At 55.6% G+C, this 18,452-nt stretch carries 15 protein-coding genes; 11 read left to right on the top strand and 4 right to left on the bottom strand.

Going from position 1 to position 18,452, the window contains the following annotated elements:
- The first annotated feature begins 2 nt into the window (after positions 1–2).
- The 8 genes from Q0778_RS02410 (at position 3) to Q0778_RS02375 (ending at position 10,190) form a co-directional block, all read left to right on the top strand.
- On the top strand, positions 3–1,616 hold the full coding sequence (locus Q0778_RS02410; RefSeq protein WP_298333731.1) for a preprotein translocase subunit YajC: 1,614 nt from the start codon (positions 3–5) through the stop codon (positions 1,614–1,616).
- A 24-nt stretch (positions 1,617–1,640) separates the two neighbouring features.
- Complete coding sequence (locus tag Q0778_RS02405) at positions 1,641–2,873, top strand: XrtA/PEP-CTERM system-associated ATPase (protein WP_298333729.1); 1,233 nt, start codon at positions 1,641–1,643, stop codon at positions 2,871–2,873.
- Between the two features lie 3 nt (positions 2,874–2,876).
- A complete protein-coding gene (locus Q0778_RS02400; protein WP_298333727.1) occupies positions 2,877–3,809 on the top strand; it encodes an XrtA system polysaccharide deacetylase in 933 nt (310 codons plus the stop codon).
- Entirely contained in the window at positions 3,806–4,867 is a 1,062-nt protein-coding gene (locus Q0778_RS02395) for a FemAB family XrtA/PEP-CTERM system-associated protein (RefSeq protein ID WP_298333725.1), read from the top strand. The genes Q0778_RS02400 and Q0778_RS02395 overlap by 4 nt, the downstream gene beginning before the upstream one ends.
- 10 nt (positions 4,868–4,877) lie before the next feature.
- The gene (locus Q0778_RS02390; protein WP_298333723.1) at positions 4,878–6,104 is read left to right on the top strand and encodes a TIGR03087 family PEP-CTERM/XrtA system glycosyltransferase; all 1,227 of its coding nucleotides are present in this window, start codon (positions 4,878–4,880) and stop codon (positions 6,102–6,104) included.
- Positions 6,094–7,125 (top strand): exosortase A, encoded by a 1,032-nt coding sequence (gene xrtA / locus Q0778_RS02385; RefSeq protein ID WP_298333721.1) that lies wholly within the window; start codon positions 6,094–6,096, stop codon positions 7,123–7,125. Before Q0778_RS02390 ends, xrtA begins: the two co-directional genes overlap by 11 nt.
- A gap of 14 nt (positions 7,126–7,139) precedes the next feature.
- Entirely contained in the window at positions 7,140–9,038 is a 1,899-nt protein-coding gene (locus Q0778_RS02380) for an XrtA/PEP-CTERM system amidotransferase (protein ID WP_298333719.1), read from the top strand.
- A 228-nt stretch (positions 9,039–9,266) separates the two neighbouring features.
- Positions 9,267–10,190 (top strand): crotonase/enoyl-CoA hydratase family protein, encoded by a 924-nt coding sequence (locus Q0778_RS02375; protein ID WP_298333717.1) that lies wholly within the window; start codon positions 9,267–9,269, stop codon positions 10,188–10,190.
- Between the two features lie 19 nt (positions 10,191–10,209).
- Here Q0778_RS02375 and zapE read toward each other — a convergent pair whose 3' ends face one another.
- Genes zapE through Q0778_RS02360 form a run of 3 tightly spaced genes read right to left on the bottom strand, consistent with a single transcriptional unit; the run spans position 10,210 to position 12,607 of the window.
- Entirely contained in the window at positions 10,210–11,340 is a 1,131-nt protein-coding gene (gene zapE, locus Q0778_RS02370; protein WP_298333715.1) for a cell division protein ZapE, read from the bottom strand.
- Positions 11,337–11,813 (bottom strand): PaaI family thioesterase, encoded by a 477-nt coding sequence (locus tag Q0778_RS02365; RefSeq protein WP_298333713.1) that lies wholly within the window; start codon positions 11,811–11,813, stop codon positions 11,337–11,339. Before Q0778_RS02365 ends, zapE begins: the two co-directional genes overlap by 4 nt.
- Before the next feature lie 11 nt (positions 11,814–11,824).
- On the bottom strand, positions 11,825–12,607 hold the full coding sequence (locus tag Q0778_RS02360; RefSeq protein ID WP_298304926.1) for a succinate dehydrogenase iron-sulfur subunit: 783 nt from the start codon (positions 12,605–12,607) through the stop codon (positions 11,825–11,827).
- A 273-nt stretch (positions 12,608–12,880) separates the two neighbouring features.
- On the opposite strand from Q0778_RS02360, the gene Q0778_RS02355 reads away from it, so the two are divergent.
- Complete coding sequence (locus Q0778_RS02355; RefSeq protein ID WP_298333711.1) at positions 12,881–13,648, top strand: SDR family NAD(P)-dependent oxidoreductase; 768 nt, start codon at positions 12,881–12,883, stop codon at positions 13,646–13,648.
- Positions 13,649–13,710: 62 nt separating this feature from the next.
- Positions 13,711–14,346: a class I SAM-dependent methyltransferase gene (locus Q0778_RS02350; protein ID WP_298333709.1), complete on the top strand. Its 636-nt coding sequence runs from the start codon at positions 13,711–13,713 to the stop codon at positions 14,344–14,346.
- A 54-nt stretch (positions 14,347–14,400) separates the two neighbouring features.
- Here the strand turns inward: Q0778_RS02350 and Q0778_RS02345 are convergent, their stop codons facing one another.
- On the bottom strand, positions 14,401–17,046 hold the full coding sequence (locus Q0778_RS02345) for an Rne/Rng family ribonuclease (RefSeq protein ID WP_298304936.1): 2,646 nt from the start codon (positions 17,044–17,046) through the stop codon (positions 14,401–14,403).
- A 468-nt stretch (positions 17,047–17,514) separates the two neighbouring features.
- Here Q0778_RS02345 and Q0778_RS02340 point away from each other — a divergent pair, with 468 nt between their 5' ends.
- A complete protein-coding gene (locus Q0778_RS02340; RefSeq protein ID WP_298333708.1) occupies positions 17,515–18,399 on the top strand; it encodes an N-acetylmuramoyl-L-alanine amidase in 885 nt (294 codons plus the stop codon).
- The last annotated feature ends 53 nt before the right edge of the window (positions 18,400–18,452 follow it).

The raw sequence follows: 18,452 nt of genomic DNA, 5'->3' as shown, positions 1-18,452 counted from the left end.
CAATGCGTTATCTGAACAAATGTCTAGTCGCCATGGTCGCTGCAATGGCAGTAACCACCCCTGTAGCGGCTCAAGAAGGCGGAGACCGTGCAGTCACCTTACAGCCCTATATTGAGGTTTCACAGATCGTATCGGCAGAGCTGTCGCCTGGAAGTGAAACGCTTACGTTCACGCAGCTTGCTGCCGGCGTGGATACTGCCATCCAAGGACGCAATAGCGGGGCTTCGGTCTCGGTGCGATATGAGCGCAATATCGGCTATGGTGACGATTCTGTAGACACCGACACCGTCAGCGGCATTGCACGCGGCTATCTTTCGGTCATCCCACAAAGCCTGACGCTTCAGGCTGGCGGGCTTGCAAGCCGCACTCGCGTGGATGGCAGCGGTGCCGTGTCGCCAAACCCGCTGGTAAGCGATGATGCGACGAGCGAGATTTACAGCGGCTACATTGGCCCTGATTTCCGGACCCGTGCCGGCGCCTTCGAGATCGCTGGCAATGCGCGCGTTGGTTACAATCGGTTTGAAGCGAATGATGCGGTGTTCAACTCCGCTGGTGAACAGGTTGATATCTTCGATGACAGTGTGACCTATTCAGGCCGTGTCGCTGTTGGTACCCGTCCGGACGACCTCCTGCCAATTGGGGTGGCCGTCAGCGCTGGAGGCTTCCAAGAAGATCTATCCAACCTCGATCAGCGTGTCCGCGATGTCTATGTACGCGGCGATGTGACCGTGCCGGTATCGCCCACTTTGGCGATTGTAGGCGGCGTTGGCTATGAAGATGTAGAGATTTCAAGTCGCGATGCAGTCCGCGATGCCGATGGCAATCCAGTCTTTGGCGATGATGGCCGACTGATCACCGATAGCGCTTCGGATCGCCTGCTCGCATTCGATGTCGATGGCCTTTTGTGGGATGTCGGTGTCCTTTGGCGCCCAAGTTCTCGCACCAGTCTCGAAGCGCGTGTGGGGGAACGCTATGACAGCACCACCTATTACGGGACCTTCACCTATGTCCCGAGCAGCCGTAGCTCGTTTGCGGTTCAGGTCTATGACGGAGTTTCCGGCTTTGGCGGTGTACTCAACAACTCGCTGGCGCAGCTTTCGAGCGACTTTACAGCGCAGCGCAACCCGCTTTCAGGCGATTTCGGGGGTCTTGTGCAAAGCGAGGACGGAGTTGGCCTGATCAATCCGCTTGGCTCAATTCGCAGTGCTGCCTTCCGGGGTCGCGGAGTGGCCGCGAGCTATCAGCAGCGTATCGGTCGACTGAACGCGGCTCTTGGCATTGGTTATGACCGTCGCACTTTTATTGCAGCCGAAGGAACCGCGCTCGCAGGCATCGATGGGCTTCGTGATGAAAGCTACTACATTACAGGCTCGCTGAGCCGCGAGATCGGCCGAAGCGGTGTGTTGGCAGCCAATGCCTATGCCAACCGGTTTGAGACCGGCGGCGACGAAAACGGCGATTTAACCGCCTTTGGTGCATCCGCCGCCTTTAGTCGCACAATCGCCAGTCGACTGTCTGCACGCGCAGCGGTCGCAGTGGATTATTTCGACAGCGAATTCACTGATGAAGATTTTGCCACAGCCACAGCTCTGCTGGGCCTCCGGTATGACTTCTAAGGGATCGATGGAGCGTTAGGGAAAATGTACGATCAATATTACGGCTTTAGTGGACGACCGTTTCAGCTGACCCCTGATCCAGAGTTCTATTTCGAGAGCGCGAGCCACAAAAAGGCGATGAGCTATCTTGGATACGGGCTCAATCAGGGTGAAGGTTTTATCGTCATCACCGGCGAAGTGGGCGCAGGGAAATCAACACTTGTTGCGCATCTAATGGAACGCATTGATCCAGAGGCGCTGACTGTGGCTCAGATTGTCACTTCCGCGCTCGATGGCGAAGAGCTTATTCATGTTGTGGCTCAGTCCTTTGGAATTGCGCTAGAAGGCAACGACAAGGCGGGCGCGCTTGGTGCAATTGAGTTATTCCTCCAGGAAGAAGCACGCGCGGGCCGCCGTTGTTTGCTCATCGTGGATGAGTGTCAGAATTTGGATTTCACCGCGCTCGAAGAGCTGCGCATGCTTTCCAACTTCCAACTGGGCTCGCACCCGCTTTTGCAGAGCCTGCTTCTGGGTCAGCCCGAGTTTCGCAAGACATTGGCGCATCACCCAAACCTCGATCAACTGCGACAGCGTGTCATCGCATCGCATCATCTTGAGGCGCTCGATGAAGAGGAACTGGAGGACTATGTCCACCACCGTCTGACGCATGTGGGCTGGGAAGCTCAACCGGTTCTGGGTGAGGGGCTACTGCCTGGGCTCTATGCCGCGACCGATGGAATCCCGCGTCGTGTGAACCAGATCATGAACCGCATCCTCCTTCTCGGAGCGATCGAGGAGCGTGGTGAGGTGGGCGTTCAGATGCTGGACGCTGTTCTTGACGAGATGCAGGAAGATCAACTGCGTGGAGGAAACCGGGTTAAAGCATCGGAAGCTGCCGTTGAGGTGATCTTAGAGCACTCGGAAGAGACTCGCCATTTAGATCCTGCGCCAAAGCCCACAGTGCATCTCGATGTTCCTGCTGAGCCGGTAACTCCCGAAGCCCAGGCTGAGATTGAAAGCGTGCCCGCAACCGAAGTGGCCGCGATTATGGCGCAGCGTGATGCCCGTACTGCTGAACTCGAAGCGGCAATTGGCGAGCTTCAAGCGGCAGGTGCCGACCCCGAGCACAAATTGACTTTGACAAGTGATGGCGAGGACGTGAGCGAAGCCCTTGGCCGCATCGAAGCTCGGCTTGAAGAGCAGGAACGTTCGTTCCGTCATGTGCTTACAATGCTGATCGAATGGCTCGAGGACGACAAGCCGCGCGAGGCGGCCTGATAGATGAATGCCGAAAGCCCATTCCCTTTCCCGGATGCTATAAGCGAGCCCATCGTCAACGGATTATCCGTCGATGTTGAGGATTGGTTTCAAGTGGGTGCGTTTGAGGAAGTCATTGCCCGCAGCGATTGGGACAGTCTTGATGCCCGCGTTGAGGGCAATGTGGATCGTATTCTTGATCTGTTTGCCGAGGCGGATGTCAGCGCGACCTTTTTCACTCTTGGATGGGTCGCCAAACACAGCCCGCATGTGATCCGCCGTATCGCCGACGCGGGCCATGAGGTGGCGAGCCATGGGCTTGACCATGCGCGAGTCTTCACTCTTGAACCATCGCAGTTCGCCGAGGACATTCGTGTCACTCGCGAAATTCTTGAAGATGTATCGGGGCAGGCGGTCACGGGCTACCGCGCACCGAGTTTCTCCATTGACCTACGTTCGGCATGGGCATTCGATGTGCTGGCCGAACAAGGATACCGATATTCATCAAGCGTCGCCCCGATTGTGCATGACCATTATGGTTGGCGCGATGCTCCGCGATTTGCATTTCGCCCTATCCAAGGCGCGGAGTTGGTCGAGATTCCCGTGACGACAGCACAGTTCGGTTCGAGGAGGTTAGCCGCTGGGGGAGGGGGATTCTTCCGCGTACTGCCGTATGCATTTTCGCGTTGGGCAATCGCGCAAGTGAACCGCGAGGATGACCGTCCGGCGGTGTTCTATTTCCACCCTTGGGAAGTGGACCCGGAACAGCCTCGTGTGGGAAATGCATCACTCCGCTCGAAGCTTCGTCACTACACCAATCTTGAAAAGATGGCGGGCAAACTGCGAAAGTTAGTGTGCGAGTTTGAATGGGGGCGGATGGATGCGCTAGCTGAGATTGAGGCGCGTCGAGCTATCGAATTCCCGGTATCGCCGGTTGGTGGTGGAGGGGTAAGATGAATGCACCCGTCCGCCTTTCGCTCAAGGCTTCGCCAGTTGATCTTAAGGATGCGAAACTCCTCAAGCGGATTGATGGCTTTGTGGCCGAGCAAGGCGCAAGCCTCTTTCACCGACCACAATGGCTGAAGGCTGTGGAGTGGGGGACGGGCCGACGCGCTGGCGGCTTTGTGGTTGAACAGCTTGGGGTAATCCGGGGCTGGCTGCCCATTACCGAGGTGCGATCATTCCTTTTTGGCAAAGCGCTCGTTTCAAGCGGTTTTGGTGTAGGCGGCGGGATTGTGGCCGAAACTCCTGAGGTTGCGAATGAGCTTGCAAGGGTGGCACAAAAACACGCGGTCAAGCTTGGTTTCGGCAGTGTTGAGCTGCGTGGCGGTGCGGTGCCCGAGGGTTGGGAGGCTGTCACTGACAAGCATTGTGGGTTCGAACGTCCCCTCGCCGCCGACGACGAAGCTGAACTGCTCGCCATTCCGCGCAAGTCACGTGCCGAAGTGCGCAAAGGTGTCAAAAACGGGCTCGAGGTGCGAATTGGGCGATCTGTTGAGGACTTGGCGGCGCATTATGCGGCCTATTCGGAGAGTGTTCGAAACCTAGGCACTCCCGTGTTTCCCAAATTGCTGTTTCGCGCCATGCTCGAATCCTTTCCTGACGCAAGCGACATTCTTACGATTGCACGCGATGGCGAACGACTGGCAAGCGTGTTTTCGTTCTACCACAATGGGGCTGTCATGCCGTTTTGGGGCGGTGGGAGTTTTGCCGCTCGAGGCGCGAGAGCCAACGAACTCATGTATTTTGAGCTGATGCGACATGCGAGGGCGCGTGGGATGGATCGCTTCGATTTCGGACGCTCGAAAACGGGAAGCGGGCCGGCAAAATTCAAGAGAAACTGGGGGTTCGAACCCAAGCCGCTGACCTATTTTATTTGGACACCGCCTGGTGCCAAAGCCCGAAATGTCGATCCCACAAGCGAAGCATACAACCGCAAGATTGAGCTTTGGAAAAAGCTCCCTCTTCCCGTGGCGAACGCACTAGGGCCCGTCATAGCCCGAGGCCTTGCCTAGGGCTACGTTTATGAGCGAGATTCTCTTCCTTGCACACCGGGTCCCGTTCCCTCCCAACCGAGGCGACAGAATCCGCTCTGCACATCTACTTACTAAGTTGGCAAGCTTGGCTCCGGTCCATGTTGGCTGCTTCGCGGAGTCTGATGAAGATCGGGCAGGAGGCGAAGAAGTTAAAGCGCTGGCCGCCTCACATCGTATCGTCAATCGTACAAAGCCGTTGGTGCTTGCAGGTCTCGAAGCTGTTCTCTCGGGCAAGCCTGTCAGCCTCACAGCCTTTCACAGCGCCCGCCTGCAGAGCTGGGTCCAAAAGACCATTGCATATCGGCCCATCACCACGATCTTCGTCTTCTCTGGCCAAATGGGACAATACATCCCGGCCGACTTCAGCGGCAAAGTGATCGTCGATCTATGCGATGTCGATAGCGCTAAGTTCGAAGGCTATGCAGCGGCAGGGCAGCGTGTCTGGCTCAACTCGCGTGAGGGTAGACTTCTCTCATTTGAAGAGGAACGACTGGCTCACCGCGCAGATGCGACGATCCTGATTAGCAACAATGAGGCGCAGCTCTTCAGTTCGCGTCTTAATGACAGTTCGAATGTTAATGTTCGCATCCTTGGGAACGGGATCGATTGTGAGGTCTTTGACCCGGACCAGACTGAACCACATCCTGTGCTGTCTTCCCGCTCGGGCCCTCATTTTGTCTTCACCGGGCAGATGGACTATCCGCCCAACGAGCAAGCAGCCCTTTGGGCCATCCAATCTTGGTGGCCGGTCTATCAACGGGATAACCCCGCCGCAGAACTCCACATAGTTGGCCGCAATCCGACCGAGGCATTAATGGCCCGAGGGAAGGTCCCTGGAGTGACCATTTGGGGCGAGGTTCCCGATGTGTGTCCATTTATCGCTGCAGCCGACTGCATTGTGGTGCCGCTTGCCATAGCGCGGGGTGTTCAGAACAAGGTGCTAGAGGCTATGGCCATGGCGAAGCCGGTCGTTCTGACACCAGAGGCTGCGACCGGAATCGACGCTATTGATGGTACGCACTGGTTGCATTGTATGGCTGATCCGGAAGCATTCACTGCTAAAATCAATGCGCTGACAACCGATCCAGGCAAGGCTCGAACACTTGGGGATGCTGCAAGACAATTCGTGATCGATCATCACGATTGGGCGGCGATGCTCGCACCGCTGGACGGGTTTGTGAACGCTCAAGGCGAGGAGGCGCGCGATGCAGCCTGAAGCTTCCATCCAAGTCGAGCGTGGAAGCCCAGCGCGTACGTGCATGAGCAAAGCTTGGCGTGAGGCTTTGGGGTTGTTCGTCCTCGGGGTGGTCGCGACATTTGCCGTCACTATGCGCGAATGGGACGAGATGCTGCACCAATGGTGGAACATCGACACCTATTCGCACATCCTGCTTGTCCCGGTCATTATCGGTTGGCTGATCGCCTTGAAATCAAATGAGCTTGCCAAGGTCGATCCGCGTCCATGGTTACCCGGTCTATTGGTCGTCGTAGCAGGGTTGGGGCTTTGGCTTATCGGCAGGGTCACCGGAGTAAACCTGATTGCCCATGCCGGCGCAGTTGGAGCGCTACAAGGTGTCGTCATCGCAGCCTTTGGGCCGCGGGTCTGCACCATGATTGCATTACCGCTATGCTTCGGGGTGTTCCTGGTCCCCTTTGGCGACGAAATCATTGGGCCTCTCCAGATTATTACTGCCCAAATTGCCATATCGCTAACGCAATGGAGCGGTATCCCTGCGTTCTTCGACGGCATATATATCGATACGCCGGTTGGTCTATTTGTCGTCGCAGAGGCCTGTTCAGGTGTCAGATTTCTGATTGCAATGTTAACGCTTTCGGTGCTGGTTGCGTTCACAAGGTTTACCAAGTGGTCGCACCGCGCCGCTTTCATGGCGATTTCGATCATTGTGCCGATCATCGCCAATGGCATCCGAGCCTGGGGAACGATCTATGTTGCGCAAAGTCAAGGCGTGGAGTTTGCCGCAGGGTTCGACCATGTCTTCTATGGCTGGTTCTTCTTCGCTTTCGTCGTAGTCTTCATTCTCGGTATCGCCTGGCGCTTCTTCGACCGTGATCCGGAGGACTACGGCTGGTCCACTCAAGAAATTGATGATTTTGGCCTGATTCAGCGGCTAGAGGTCGGCTTCGCGAGGCCCATTGTGGTAATTGCAGGGTTGTTGGCGCTTTCCATCCTCGCTGGTGCAGCGGCAACGATTGCCGCTTCAAACGCAATCAGCTAACCGCTCTTTCCACAATGTGCGGGATCGCCGGAATATTTCATGCTGAGACGCCAAAACCGGTCGATCCCCTTAGGGTTGAGCGAATGTGCGAAGCGTTGGTTCATCGCGGCCCGGATGGCGCCGGGGTTTGGACCGAGCTTGGTATAGGGCTTGGGCATAGACGCCTTTCAGTCATCGACCTAGAAGGGTCGCCGCAACCGATGCATTCAACCGACGGAAGGGCGGTGATTGCCTTCAATGGCGAAATCTACAATTTTCGAGAACTTCGCGATGAGTTAGTGCGGGAAGGCGCGAAGTTTCGCACCCAAGGTGACACAGAGGTCATTCTTGCAGCTTGGCAGCGGTGGGGCCCTGACTGCCTTGCACGGCTCGACGGCATGTTCGCCTTCGCGATTTATGACTTGGATAAACGACAACTTTTTCTGGCGCGCGACCGATTGGGAGTGAAACCGCTTTTCTTGAGCCAATTGTCTGATGGAGGTTTGATCTTTGCGTCAGAATTGAAGGGGCTTCTTGCGCATCCTCTCATGCGCAAGCGACTGAACCCGCAGGCGCTCGATGCCTATATGGCTTGGGGTTATGTGCCAGACTCTCATTCCATCCTTGAAGGTGTGACCAAGCTCAGGGCGGGGCACTTCCTTTTGCTCGAACAAGGGAGAGCTTTGCAACCTCAAAGGCGCTGGTGGGACATCAGTTTTGCCGAGCGTAGCAAGGGTAAAGAGGCTGACCTCTCGGCCGAACTGGTCCATCTCTTACGCGAAGCGGTCCAATCTCGAATGGTTTCCGACGTTCCACTGGGTGCGTTTCTGTCGGGCGGTGTTGATTCCTCAAGTGTCGTTGCTTTGATGAGTGAGGCAAGTCCAGATCCTGTCCGCACATGTTCTATCGGTTTCGATGTCGCAGAGCTGGACGAGACAAGCTACGCCAAGAGAATTGCTCACCAATTTGGAACGGCACATGAAGCGCGAACCGTCAGCCAAGACGAATTTGGGGAGATCGGTGCGCTGGCTTCCATGTTTGACGAGCCCTTCGCCGATGCTTCCGCCTTGCCGACATGGAGGGTGTGTCAGCTGGCTCGTGAAAAAGTGACTGTGGCGCTTTCGGGTGATGGGGCAGACGAGGCTTTTGCTGGCTATCGTCGGCAGGTGTTTCATCACAATGAAGAGCGATTGCGTTCGCTGCTTCCAGCAGGATTACGCGGGACACTGTTTGGATCATTGGGACGAGTCTGGCCCAAAGCCGATTGGGCCCCGCGGCCCTTGCGTGCAAAGACCACCTTGCTTTCACTCGCTGAAACTGGCGAGGCAGGATACGCCCGTGCACTGTCTGTTACTCCACCAGAGATCAGGAATTCGCTTTACTCTGCTGAGCTAAGGCGAAAGCTTGATGGTTTTAGGCCAGAGGATGAACTGAACCAGATTATGCGAGATGCCCCTGCGCAAAGCGGGCTCGATCGTGCACAATACGCCGACCTCACTTTTTGGCTGCCCGGCGATATTTTAACCAAGGTCGACAGAACCAGCATGGCAGTGAGCTTAGAAGCGCGCGAGCCACTGCTCGATCATCGGTTGGCAGAATTTGCGGCTCGCTTGCCCGATAGCATGCGCGTGAGAGGGGCTACGGGCAAATATCTACTGAAGAAATGCATGGAGCGCTATCTTCCCCAAGATGTGCTCTACCGACCCAAGCAGGGATTCGTGACGCCCATTGCTGAATGGATGCGCGGACCATTGGCGAGTGAAGTCCAATCTATCGCAGCGGCATCGACTTTGGTCCAGTCAGGTTTGATGAGCGGTCGCAGCGTGGCCGCTCTTGCTGAGGCGCATATCTCCGGTCGTCGCGACCATTCACGGACGCTTTGGCAAATACTGATGCTTGAAAAATCGCTCTCGCGAATTGGCGTGGGAGGTTAGGCAAACGTTTGATTGAGGACGGAATATTTTTTGGCGTGTAATATTCTTGCCGCTAACTGTCCCATATTGTCACAGTGATGATCTAGACTGTCTAGAAAGTGAAAATATTAATTTGCAAAATTGTGCAATATCGGACTACCTTCCTTTCCGACACGGCGCTTAAGAAGTCGTGCAAAAGCGTTAGGTCATAAGGCCAACGTATCAGGGTCAGGTCCGGAGATTTATGCTATGGACAGCGGCGCGGGGAATGCAATCCCGCTAACAGGAGACGAAGACGCACTCGCTGAGAGCGTTCTTAACAGTGCTGTTCCGGGAGGATTGTTCGAGCTTGATGAGCTAGACGTTCTCTATGATGATAGCTTCGCAGCTTTGTGGACGTTTATGCGCCCTTCGGGCCGACCAAGCTTTACCCCAGCCATGCTTGCTGACTTTGAGCGGTGGCAAGACTTGATCGCTGACGGCTTTGGTTCAAAAAAGGTGCCGCTTCGCTATCTTGTTCTGGGAAGTCGGTCGCACGATGTCTTTTGCTTTGGAGGCGATCTTGAGCTTTTTCAGCAATTGATCCGTTCTAAGGATCGGAAGGGACTTGTCGAGTACGGCCATCGTTGCTGCGCAATACTTGAGCGCAATGTGAAGTCGCTCGACTTACCCATGCTAACAATCGGGTTGGTGCAAGGCGCCGCGCTAGGCGGAGGGTTTGAGGCTCTCCTTTCATTCGACCATATCATTGCGGAGCGGCATGCAACGTTTGGTCTCCCCGAAATTATGTTCGGTCTTTTCCCTGGGATGGGAGCGCACGCATTCCTTTCACGCAAGCTTGGGACAGCGATGGCGGATCGCATCGTTGTCTCGAACAGGACTTACACTGCGGAAGAGATGTTCGAACTTGGCATTGTCCACCAGGTTGTTGAGCCTGGCGAAGGCGAGAGTGCCGTTCGCGAGTTCATAAAGAAGTCCGAGCGCCGTCATGCAGGCTTGGTCGGTGCACGCAAGGCCACGGATCGCGTCTGGCCGATTGAGTTGAAAGAACTCACTGATATTACAGAGCTTTGGGCTGATGCTGCGCTTCAGCTTTCTGAGACAGACTTGAAGGTCATGAGCCGTCTTGTATCAGCGCAAGCCCGTATCGCTGATCGTCTTGCGGCCGCTTGACTGTCGGTGCCTAAACCAGTCAGGCCTCGATTGCTTCCGCATCCTCACCATGGCCCAATGCCATATACTCATCGCTTTGCATCTCATTAAGGCGGCTAACAGTTCGTTCAAATTCGAAACTGCCGTCGCCTGATTGGTACAAGTCCTCTGGTGTGCTTGCGGCAGTTACGAACAGCTTCACCCGGTTTTCGTAAAGCGCATCAATCAATGTCACGAAGCGTGCAGCTTCATTGCGCTGCTCAGGTCCCATTTGCGGAATTCCGACAATAATTACTGTGTGATAGAAGCGCGCTATCGCCAGATAATCGGGGGCTCCACGTGCATCGCCGCACAAGCGCCTAAAACTGAATACCGCAACGCCTTTCAGCGATTTTGGCACACGCATGGTTCGTTTGGAACTGACCGCCAACTCGCCCGCCGGCACATTGGCCGCGTCTTCTGGATCGAAGTCGGTGAGACGAAAGAACACCTCCCGAACCTTTGCGGTCGCCTCGTCACCAATCGGGGCATACCAGCTTTCCATGTCGCCAATTCGGTCGAGCCGGTAATCGGTTGGGCCATTGAGGCTAACCACATCAAGCTCGGTATGAATTAGGTCAATGAAGGGCAAGAAATGCTCTCGATTCAGGCCGTCCTTGTAGAGGTCTTCGGGCGGCCTGTTAGAGGTGGTTACGATAGTGACATCGCGCTCCAGAATGAGCTGGGTGAACAAGCGGCTCATGATCATTGCGTCAGCTGAGTTGGTTACCACCATCTCATCGAAGGCAAGCACCCGGACTCCCTCGGACAACTTGGCTGCAACCGGAGGAATAGGGTCGCCCTCGTGGGTCTTGCGCGCCTCGCGCATCGCCTCGTGGACTTCTTGCATAAATGCATGGAAGTGGACCCGGCGCTTTTCTTCGATGCGCAGGCTATCGTGGAAGAGATCCATAAGCATGGATTTGCCCCGGCCAACGCCGCCCCACATGTACACGCCTTGGGCCCGCGGGGTTTTGCGAGAGAAGAGCTGCGTCAGAAGGCCGCCAGGACGCTCTGCTTCCAATTCTTTTTGCAGTGTGTCGAGCCGCGCGGCGGCTCGCCTTTGATCAGGATCTGCTTGCAGTTCGCCATGGGCAATCAGTTGCTCAAAGCGGGCGAGCGTGGATTTCATTGTGTAGCTTCAGAGGGCCGTGGTTTCATTTTACGCACGATTCCGGAATGAGAAGCAACTACGTCATCGGCTTGCACAACCTGCCCGCGAATAAACATGAGTTTGCCGGTTTCGCGTACAATCTCGTTTACGGCATCAAGCGGCTTTCCCGGATCGCCACCGCCAACAAATTGGGTCGATAGCTCCAGTGTGACCGAGGGACCGGCATCTCCGCTACCGATCATATGCATGGTGGTGAACATCGAGATGTCGATCAGCGCGAGAGTCACTGCGCCATGGATAATGCCCTGCAAGTTCTGATGCTTGCGGTCAGGAAACATGCGCAGGCGAGACTTACCGTCGTCATCGACTCGGGTTATGAGATGTCCCATCACCACGCCGTTGAAAATTGTGTCATCCTTGATGTTCCATTGCCGCCATCCCGGGTTGTCGGGGCAGGGACCATCCTCGAAATACTCTTCGCGCGCGACCATCCCAAGCCTGCCTAGATGGCGCGCTCGGCCATCATCTTTTTCGTTTCAGCAATCGCTTTTGCTGGCGACAGGCCTTTCGGGCAGACATTCGCACAATTCATAATCGTGTGGCAGCGATAGAGGCGGAACGGGTCTTCCAATTCATTTAGGCGCTCGCCAGTCATCTCATCGCGGCTATCGGCAAGCCAACGGTACGCCTGAAGCAAGATAGCCGGTCCCAGGAATTTGTCTGAATTCCACCAATAAGATGGGCATGAGGTGGAGCAACAGGCGCACAAGATACACTCATACAATCCATCCAGCTTCTCGCGTTCTTTCGGGCTTTGCAGGCGCTCTTTGCCAGATGGAGTAGTGCTGACGGTTTGCAGCCACGGTTTGATCGATGCGTATTGCGCGTAAAAATGAGTGAAATCGGGGACAAGATCCTTGATGACATCCATGTGTGGCAGAGGCGTAATGCGAATTTCGCCCTTCAAGTCTTCAATCGCGGTGGTGCAGGCGAGACCGTTTTGGCCGTTCAAGTTCATCGAGCACGACCCGCAAATCCCTTCTCGGCATGACCGGCGAAATGTCAGCGTTGGGTCAATCTCATTCTTGATCTTAAACAATGCATCCAGGACCATGGGACCGCATTCATCAAGATCAATCTCAAACTTGTCATAGCGAGGATTCTCGCCAGTGTCGGGATCATAACGATAGATCTTGAATGATTTGATCCGCGATCCTCCTGAGGCTTTATGGACTTGTCCTTTGCCTTTGATCTTCGAGTTCTTCGGTAACGTGAAGGTCGCCATGATCGCCTATTCCTGTTTGCTTTAAGGCCGTTCTAGCGCCTTGGCTGAGAGTGGCAAGAGAGAGGGTGTTGCGAGGATTGATATGGGACTTGCTTCTCACTCAACGAGGCAATGCTAAAGTGCGTTAGTGGAACACCACTGTTGTGTTAATGACGGCCCGAGAGACCCAAAATTGTCGCTTATCAATACTTTGCCAGATTCGCCTAAAGCAACACTTTTCCCACTCGCCTGTTTTCGCGGGAACTCAATCGCTTTCATTTCGCTGTAGCTGCGATGACCAATGTAGGAAACCAAACCACTCGTCTGATGCTGGGTGAAGGCACGATTCCACCAAAGCGTGCTGCGATCTTTGGAGCAAGCGGAGGAATCGGGGCTGCACTATTGGAGGAGTTGAAGGGAATCGGATGTGAGTGCATCTATGCCGGTTCGCGTTCGGGAGGGGTGACTTCGAGCAATGTCACCCGCTTTGCTTTTGACCTCACCGATGAAGCCAGCATCGCGGAAGCAGCGCGGTTGATGCGTGAAGAGCCACCTCAATGGGTGATCGTAGCGAGCGGGGTGCTGACGCTGGAGGAGGGATCCGGCCCTGAGCGAACTATCAAGCGCTTGAATCCCGAAGTTATGGCAAAGGTTTTTGCGATCAACACGATCGGCCCGGCGCTGATTGCGAAACATATACTACCTTTGATGCCTCGTAATGAGCCGTTTGTCTTTGCAGCGCTTAGCGCACGCGTTGGTTCGATATCGGACAATGGCCTTGGTGGATGGCATTCCTACCGCGCGTCAAAGGCTGCGCTCAACATGCTCATCAAGAATTTTGCGATTGAGGTGGGGCGCACGCACCCGCACAGTGTCGTGGTTGGGCTTCATCCCGGGACCGTCGATACTGATTTATCAGCACCGTTCCAAAAGGGCCTTGCTGAAGGTCAATTGACAGGTCCCGCTAAGGCTGCCGGTAATTTGATACGGGTTCTGTCTCATCTGAAGAGCGAAGACAGCGGCGAGATCTTCGATTTCGCTGGAAAGGAAATCAGGCCTTAGGGGCTTGGCAAATGCGTCATTTTCGCAGAATCTGCCTCCAGACCGAAGAGGAGGGGATATTCATGGGACTTGGAGATTGGTACGACGCGCATATCATGCCACGTGTCATCGGCTGTGCTTGCAGCACTGGCCAGGTTCTGAAGCGCCGAGCAATGGTTGTTCCTCTTGCGCGTGGAGACGTGTTTGAGCTCGGTTGCGGCTGCGGGATCAATCAGCAATTCTACGATGTCGATGCGGTGACGAGCTACGCTGGGATCGATCCCCATGAAGGGATGCTGGAGACGGCCAGGGAGGCTGCTACCGGGAATGGTTGGTCGGTCGATATGCGCCAAGGGGTGGGAGAGGACATCCCGTTTGCCAGCCGTACATTCGATACCGTGGTGTGCACATTCACGCTTTGCACGGTCGAGGACCCTAAGCAGGTTCTTTCAGAAATGCGTCGCATCCTGAAGCCGGGTGGGACAGCGCTATTTCTGGAGCATGGGCGTGCGCCAGATGCCAATGTCGCCAAGTGGCAAGACCGGATTGAGCCAGTTTGGAAAAAGCTCGCTGGGGGTTGCCATCTCACTCGCCCGATCTTTTCAGCCTTCAGGGGGGCTGGGTTTGAGGTGAATGAGCTGGGGGAGGGCTATATGCCCAAAACCCCCAAGTGGGTGATGTGGAACGAATGGGGTGCGGCAAGAAAAGCGGAAGTGTGAGCCACAACCCCCGCTTCAAGGCCTAGTCCATAAAGTGGGGGTTGCGCGAGACGGCTATTCTCCGAAAGTGCGTTGCCACCAGCCTCGTTTTTTTGGAGCATCTTCGCCTGCATCTTTAGACGCGCTTTCTGAAGTTTCGGCGGGAGCCGTTTTGTCCTTTGACACCGGCGCCTCCACCTTCGCAGTTTCTGCGTCTGGCGCTGGATCAACCTTCTTTTTGCGGGGCGCGCGTTTTCGTTTTGGCTTGGGCTCTTCCTCGGCTTTAAGTTCAGGTGCTGCGGGTTCTTCACCGGCGGCCTCTGGAGCTGGCGCTTCCTCGGCCTTTTCATCACCCTTCTTCTTGCGTGGTGCGCGTTTGCGCTTGGGCTTTTCCGGCTTGGCTTCGGTTTCTGCCTCGCTTGCCTCTTCGCTCGCTGCTTCAGTCTCAGATGGATTTTCGGCTTCTGGAGTATCGGATTCTATAGCGTCACCATCGGTTGCGGCTTCCTCTGCGGAATCTTCTCCATCACCATCCTGCTTGCGACGACGACCTCGGCCACCGCGGCGACGGCGACGTTTTGGTTTTTCCTCGTCTTCTGAAGCACCGTCTTCAGAAGTGGTATCCTCAACTGAGCCCTCTTGAGCATCGCCGTCTTCTGAGGCTTCTTCATCTTCGGCGGCGTTTTCATCCTGACGTTTCTTGTTTCGGCCACGCCCACCGCGACGCCGGCGGCGTTTCTTTTTCTTCGGCGCATCGTCATCGTCTTCGTCCAGATCGTCCTCAGCGGGCAGATCGTCCTCATCGTCTTCATCGACTATGGGTTCAAACTTGGGCGCTTCTGCAGGGCGAGGGCCGGAGCTGGAGACGTGCATTTTGGCGCCTTCATCCTCACCTTCGGGTGAGACTTCGATGGTGACACCGTAACGCTGTTCGATCTCGACCAACTCGCCACGTTTCTCATTGAGCATGTAGATCGCCGCTTCGGTGCTGGCGGCGAGTTTGATGATCGTGCCTTTGCCCTTGGCCGCTTCGTCTTCGATCAAGCGAAGCGCAGAAAGACCGGCAGAAGACGCCGTGCGTACAAGGCCAGTCCCGTCACAATGCGGGCATTCGCGTGTGGTTGCTTCAAGGACGCCAGTGCGCAGACGCTGACGGCTCATTTCCATCAGGCCAAAGCCCGAAATGCGACCTACCTGAATGCGAGCGCGGTCGTTCTTCAATGCCTCTTTCATCGCCTTTTCGACCTTACGGACGTTGGAGTTATACTCCATGTCGATAAAGTCGATCACGACGAGACCAGCCATATCGCGAAGGCGCAACTGGCGGGCGATCTCGCGTGCCGCCTCAAGGTTTGTGTGAAGCGCGGTCTGTTCGATACCATGCTCTTTGGTCGAACGACCCGAGTTGATGTCAATCGATACCAGAGCCTCTGTCGGATTGATGATCAGATAGCCGCCCGATTTCAGCTGGACCATTGGATCATACATCGCACGCAGCTGGTCTTCTGCGCCGTAGCGTTGGAACAATGGCACGGGGTCGGAATAGGCTTTCACCCGGCGCGCGTGGCTGGGCATCAGCATCTTCATAAATGCCTTTGCCGATTTATAACCCTCGGCACCCTCTACGATCACTTCCTCAATCTCACGATTGTAGATATCGCGGATCGCGCGTTTGATCAGGTCGCTGTCGGAATGGATCAGTGAAGGCGCTGTCGAGGAAAGCGTGTTCTGGCGAATGCCGTCCCACAACCTTGCCAAATAATCAAAGTCGCGCTTAATTTCGGTCTTGGTGCGTGAAAGTCCTGCGGTACGAACGATGAGGCCCATAGATTTGGGTAGATCGAGTCCGCTCACAACATCCTTCAATCGCTTACGGTCGCTTGTTGAGTTGATCTTGCGGCTGATCCCTCCACCGTGGCTGCTGTTAGGCATAAGCACGGTGTAACGACCGGCTAGGCTCAGATAGGTCGTGAGGGCCGCACCCTTATTGCCGCGCTCTTCCTTGACCACTTGAACCAGCAGAACCTGGCGGCGTTGGATCACATCCTGAATTTTGTAACGGCGGCGAAGTGCCATGCGTTTGGCGCGCACTTCGTCGACTTCTTTCGCACGGCTACGGCCGCCTTTCTTGCCTTTGCCCTGACGGCGACGCCCACGGCCCCGACGCCCACGACGCGGTTTCTTGTCGTCGTCTTCATCAGAGGCCGTTTCTTCGTCGTCTTCAGTTTCGTCATCATCGTCGCCATCATCATCAGATGCGCCGTCTTCGATGGTCGAGACCTTGTCTTTGTCCGATGTGTCGATCTCTTCAAGGCCGTCTTCGGCAAGATCTTCTGCCAGAGCCTCAGCGCTCTCATCCTCAGCGTCGTATTCTTCGCCGGGAGTAAAGCCCTCTTCTTCCTCTTCAGCGCGAAGGCGAGCTTCTTCTTCAGCAGCCTCAGCCTCTTCAGCAAGCAGCGCTTCGCGGTCGCTCTGCGGGATTTGGTAATAGTCCGGGTGGATCTCGCTGAAGGCCAGGAATCCATGACGATTGCCGCCAAAGTCTACAAAAGCTGCTTGCAACGAGGGTTCGACCCGCGTGACTTTGGCTAAATAGATGTTCCCTTTGATCTGCTTGTGTTCAGCAGATTCGAAATCAAATTCCTCAATCCGGTTGCCTTTGAGGACCGCCACCCGGGTTTCTTCCGAGTGGCGCGCATCGATTAGCATGCGCGTTGCCATTAGTAATTCTCCAAACGCCCAACGCGTCAGTCGCTCGGCCAGCTATTGGGCCAGCCGCTCGGGAAAGGGTGGGGCGTGTATTGTGTGGGTAAACGGCGCTTCTTTTCAGCCTGTTGCTGTTCGCGCCGGTAGTCAGAAAAGCGCCCGCTGATTTTCCAGTGAAAGACGCCATGAACGTGTCTGCTGTGATCGAGTTGCGGATAGTTTCCGTGCTGCGACTCGCGATCTGGCCAGCACCAAAGCGCTGTGCGTAACCTTGCGAGGAGGAGCTTCTCGTCACTGCATCAACCTGTGTAGGGCCATGGGCGCGATGCGAGTGCCTCGCGCTTGGCCTTGTGAACAAAGCGAAAATCCATTGTCCCAAGAATTGGGCAACCCTTTCGCTTCCGCAAGATCAGTTAGCATCGTGGGTAGCTTGCCGCAACACTATTGCGCTCTCCATGCGCAACATTCTAATCCAATCCCGGTATGAGTGTCCGGACGCTCCTTTTGATTATCGTCGCTCTGCCTGCACTACTGCTCGGCGGAGCGACCGCTTTGGGTATGGCCATACCGGTCCCTGAATGGGGACGTGATTACGTGATGCGTTTCGTTTTCGCACCGGAAGTACCTCCGCTCGAGCTTCCTGACATTACTGGACCCAGCGACACCACCCGCCCTTTGGTGGTAATTGATGCGGGCCACGGAGGGCGCGATCCGGGCAAGGTGCAGAGCTTGCCGGATGGCAGTGAGGTCTATGAAAAGGATCTGGTCCTCGCTCTCAGTCTTGAGCTTCGCGATCTACTGCTCGAGCGCGGCGGAGTGCGGGTGGCCATGACACGTGAGGATGATCGCATCATTCCCCTGGCATATCGGCCTGAGATAGCCAGGCAATTGGAGGCTGACCTGTTCGTGTCAGTCCACATCGATTCCGCTGGTGACAGAGAAGAGGTTTCGGGGGCCACCGTTTACACACTGTCCAATGAGGCATCGAGTGAAGCAGCTGCGCGTTTCGCAGAACGTGAAAATGCCGCCGATCGGCTGAATGGTATCGAGGTTGAGACTGACAATAGTCAAGTGAGTGAAATTCTTGTCGAGTTGTCGCAGCAGCGCACGCAAGAAGACGCGGTTGTGCTGGCGGACCTAATTCTTCGCGAGGGGCAGGGCCAGATTAACTTCCACCCCTTCGCCAAACGCTCCGCCGCATTGGCTGTTCTGCGCGCACCTGATGTTCCGGGTGTGCTGTTTGAAAGCGGCTTTGTCACCAATGACGAGGATTTAGCTCGTCTCATGACGCAAGAGGGGAGACGGGCTTATGCGGACGTTCTTGAACGTGCAATCCGCGTTTACCTTGCCAGGCAGTCAAATCGTTGACGATTGCGAACACCCCTTAACCTCAAGGCGCTAGCAATTCTCGTTGAACCCTC

Origin of the sequence: uncultured Erythrobacter sp., assembly GCF_947502395.1 — a bacterium.
GTDB lineage: Bacteria > Pseudomonadota > Alphaproteobacteria > Sphingomonadales > Sphingomonadaceae > Erythrobacter.
Note: the sequence above shows the minus strand (reverse complement) of the source record. Positions and strands in the feature narration are given on the sequence as shown.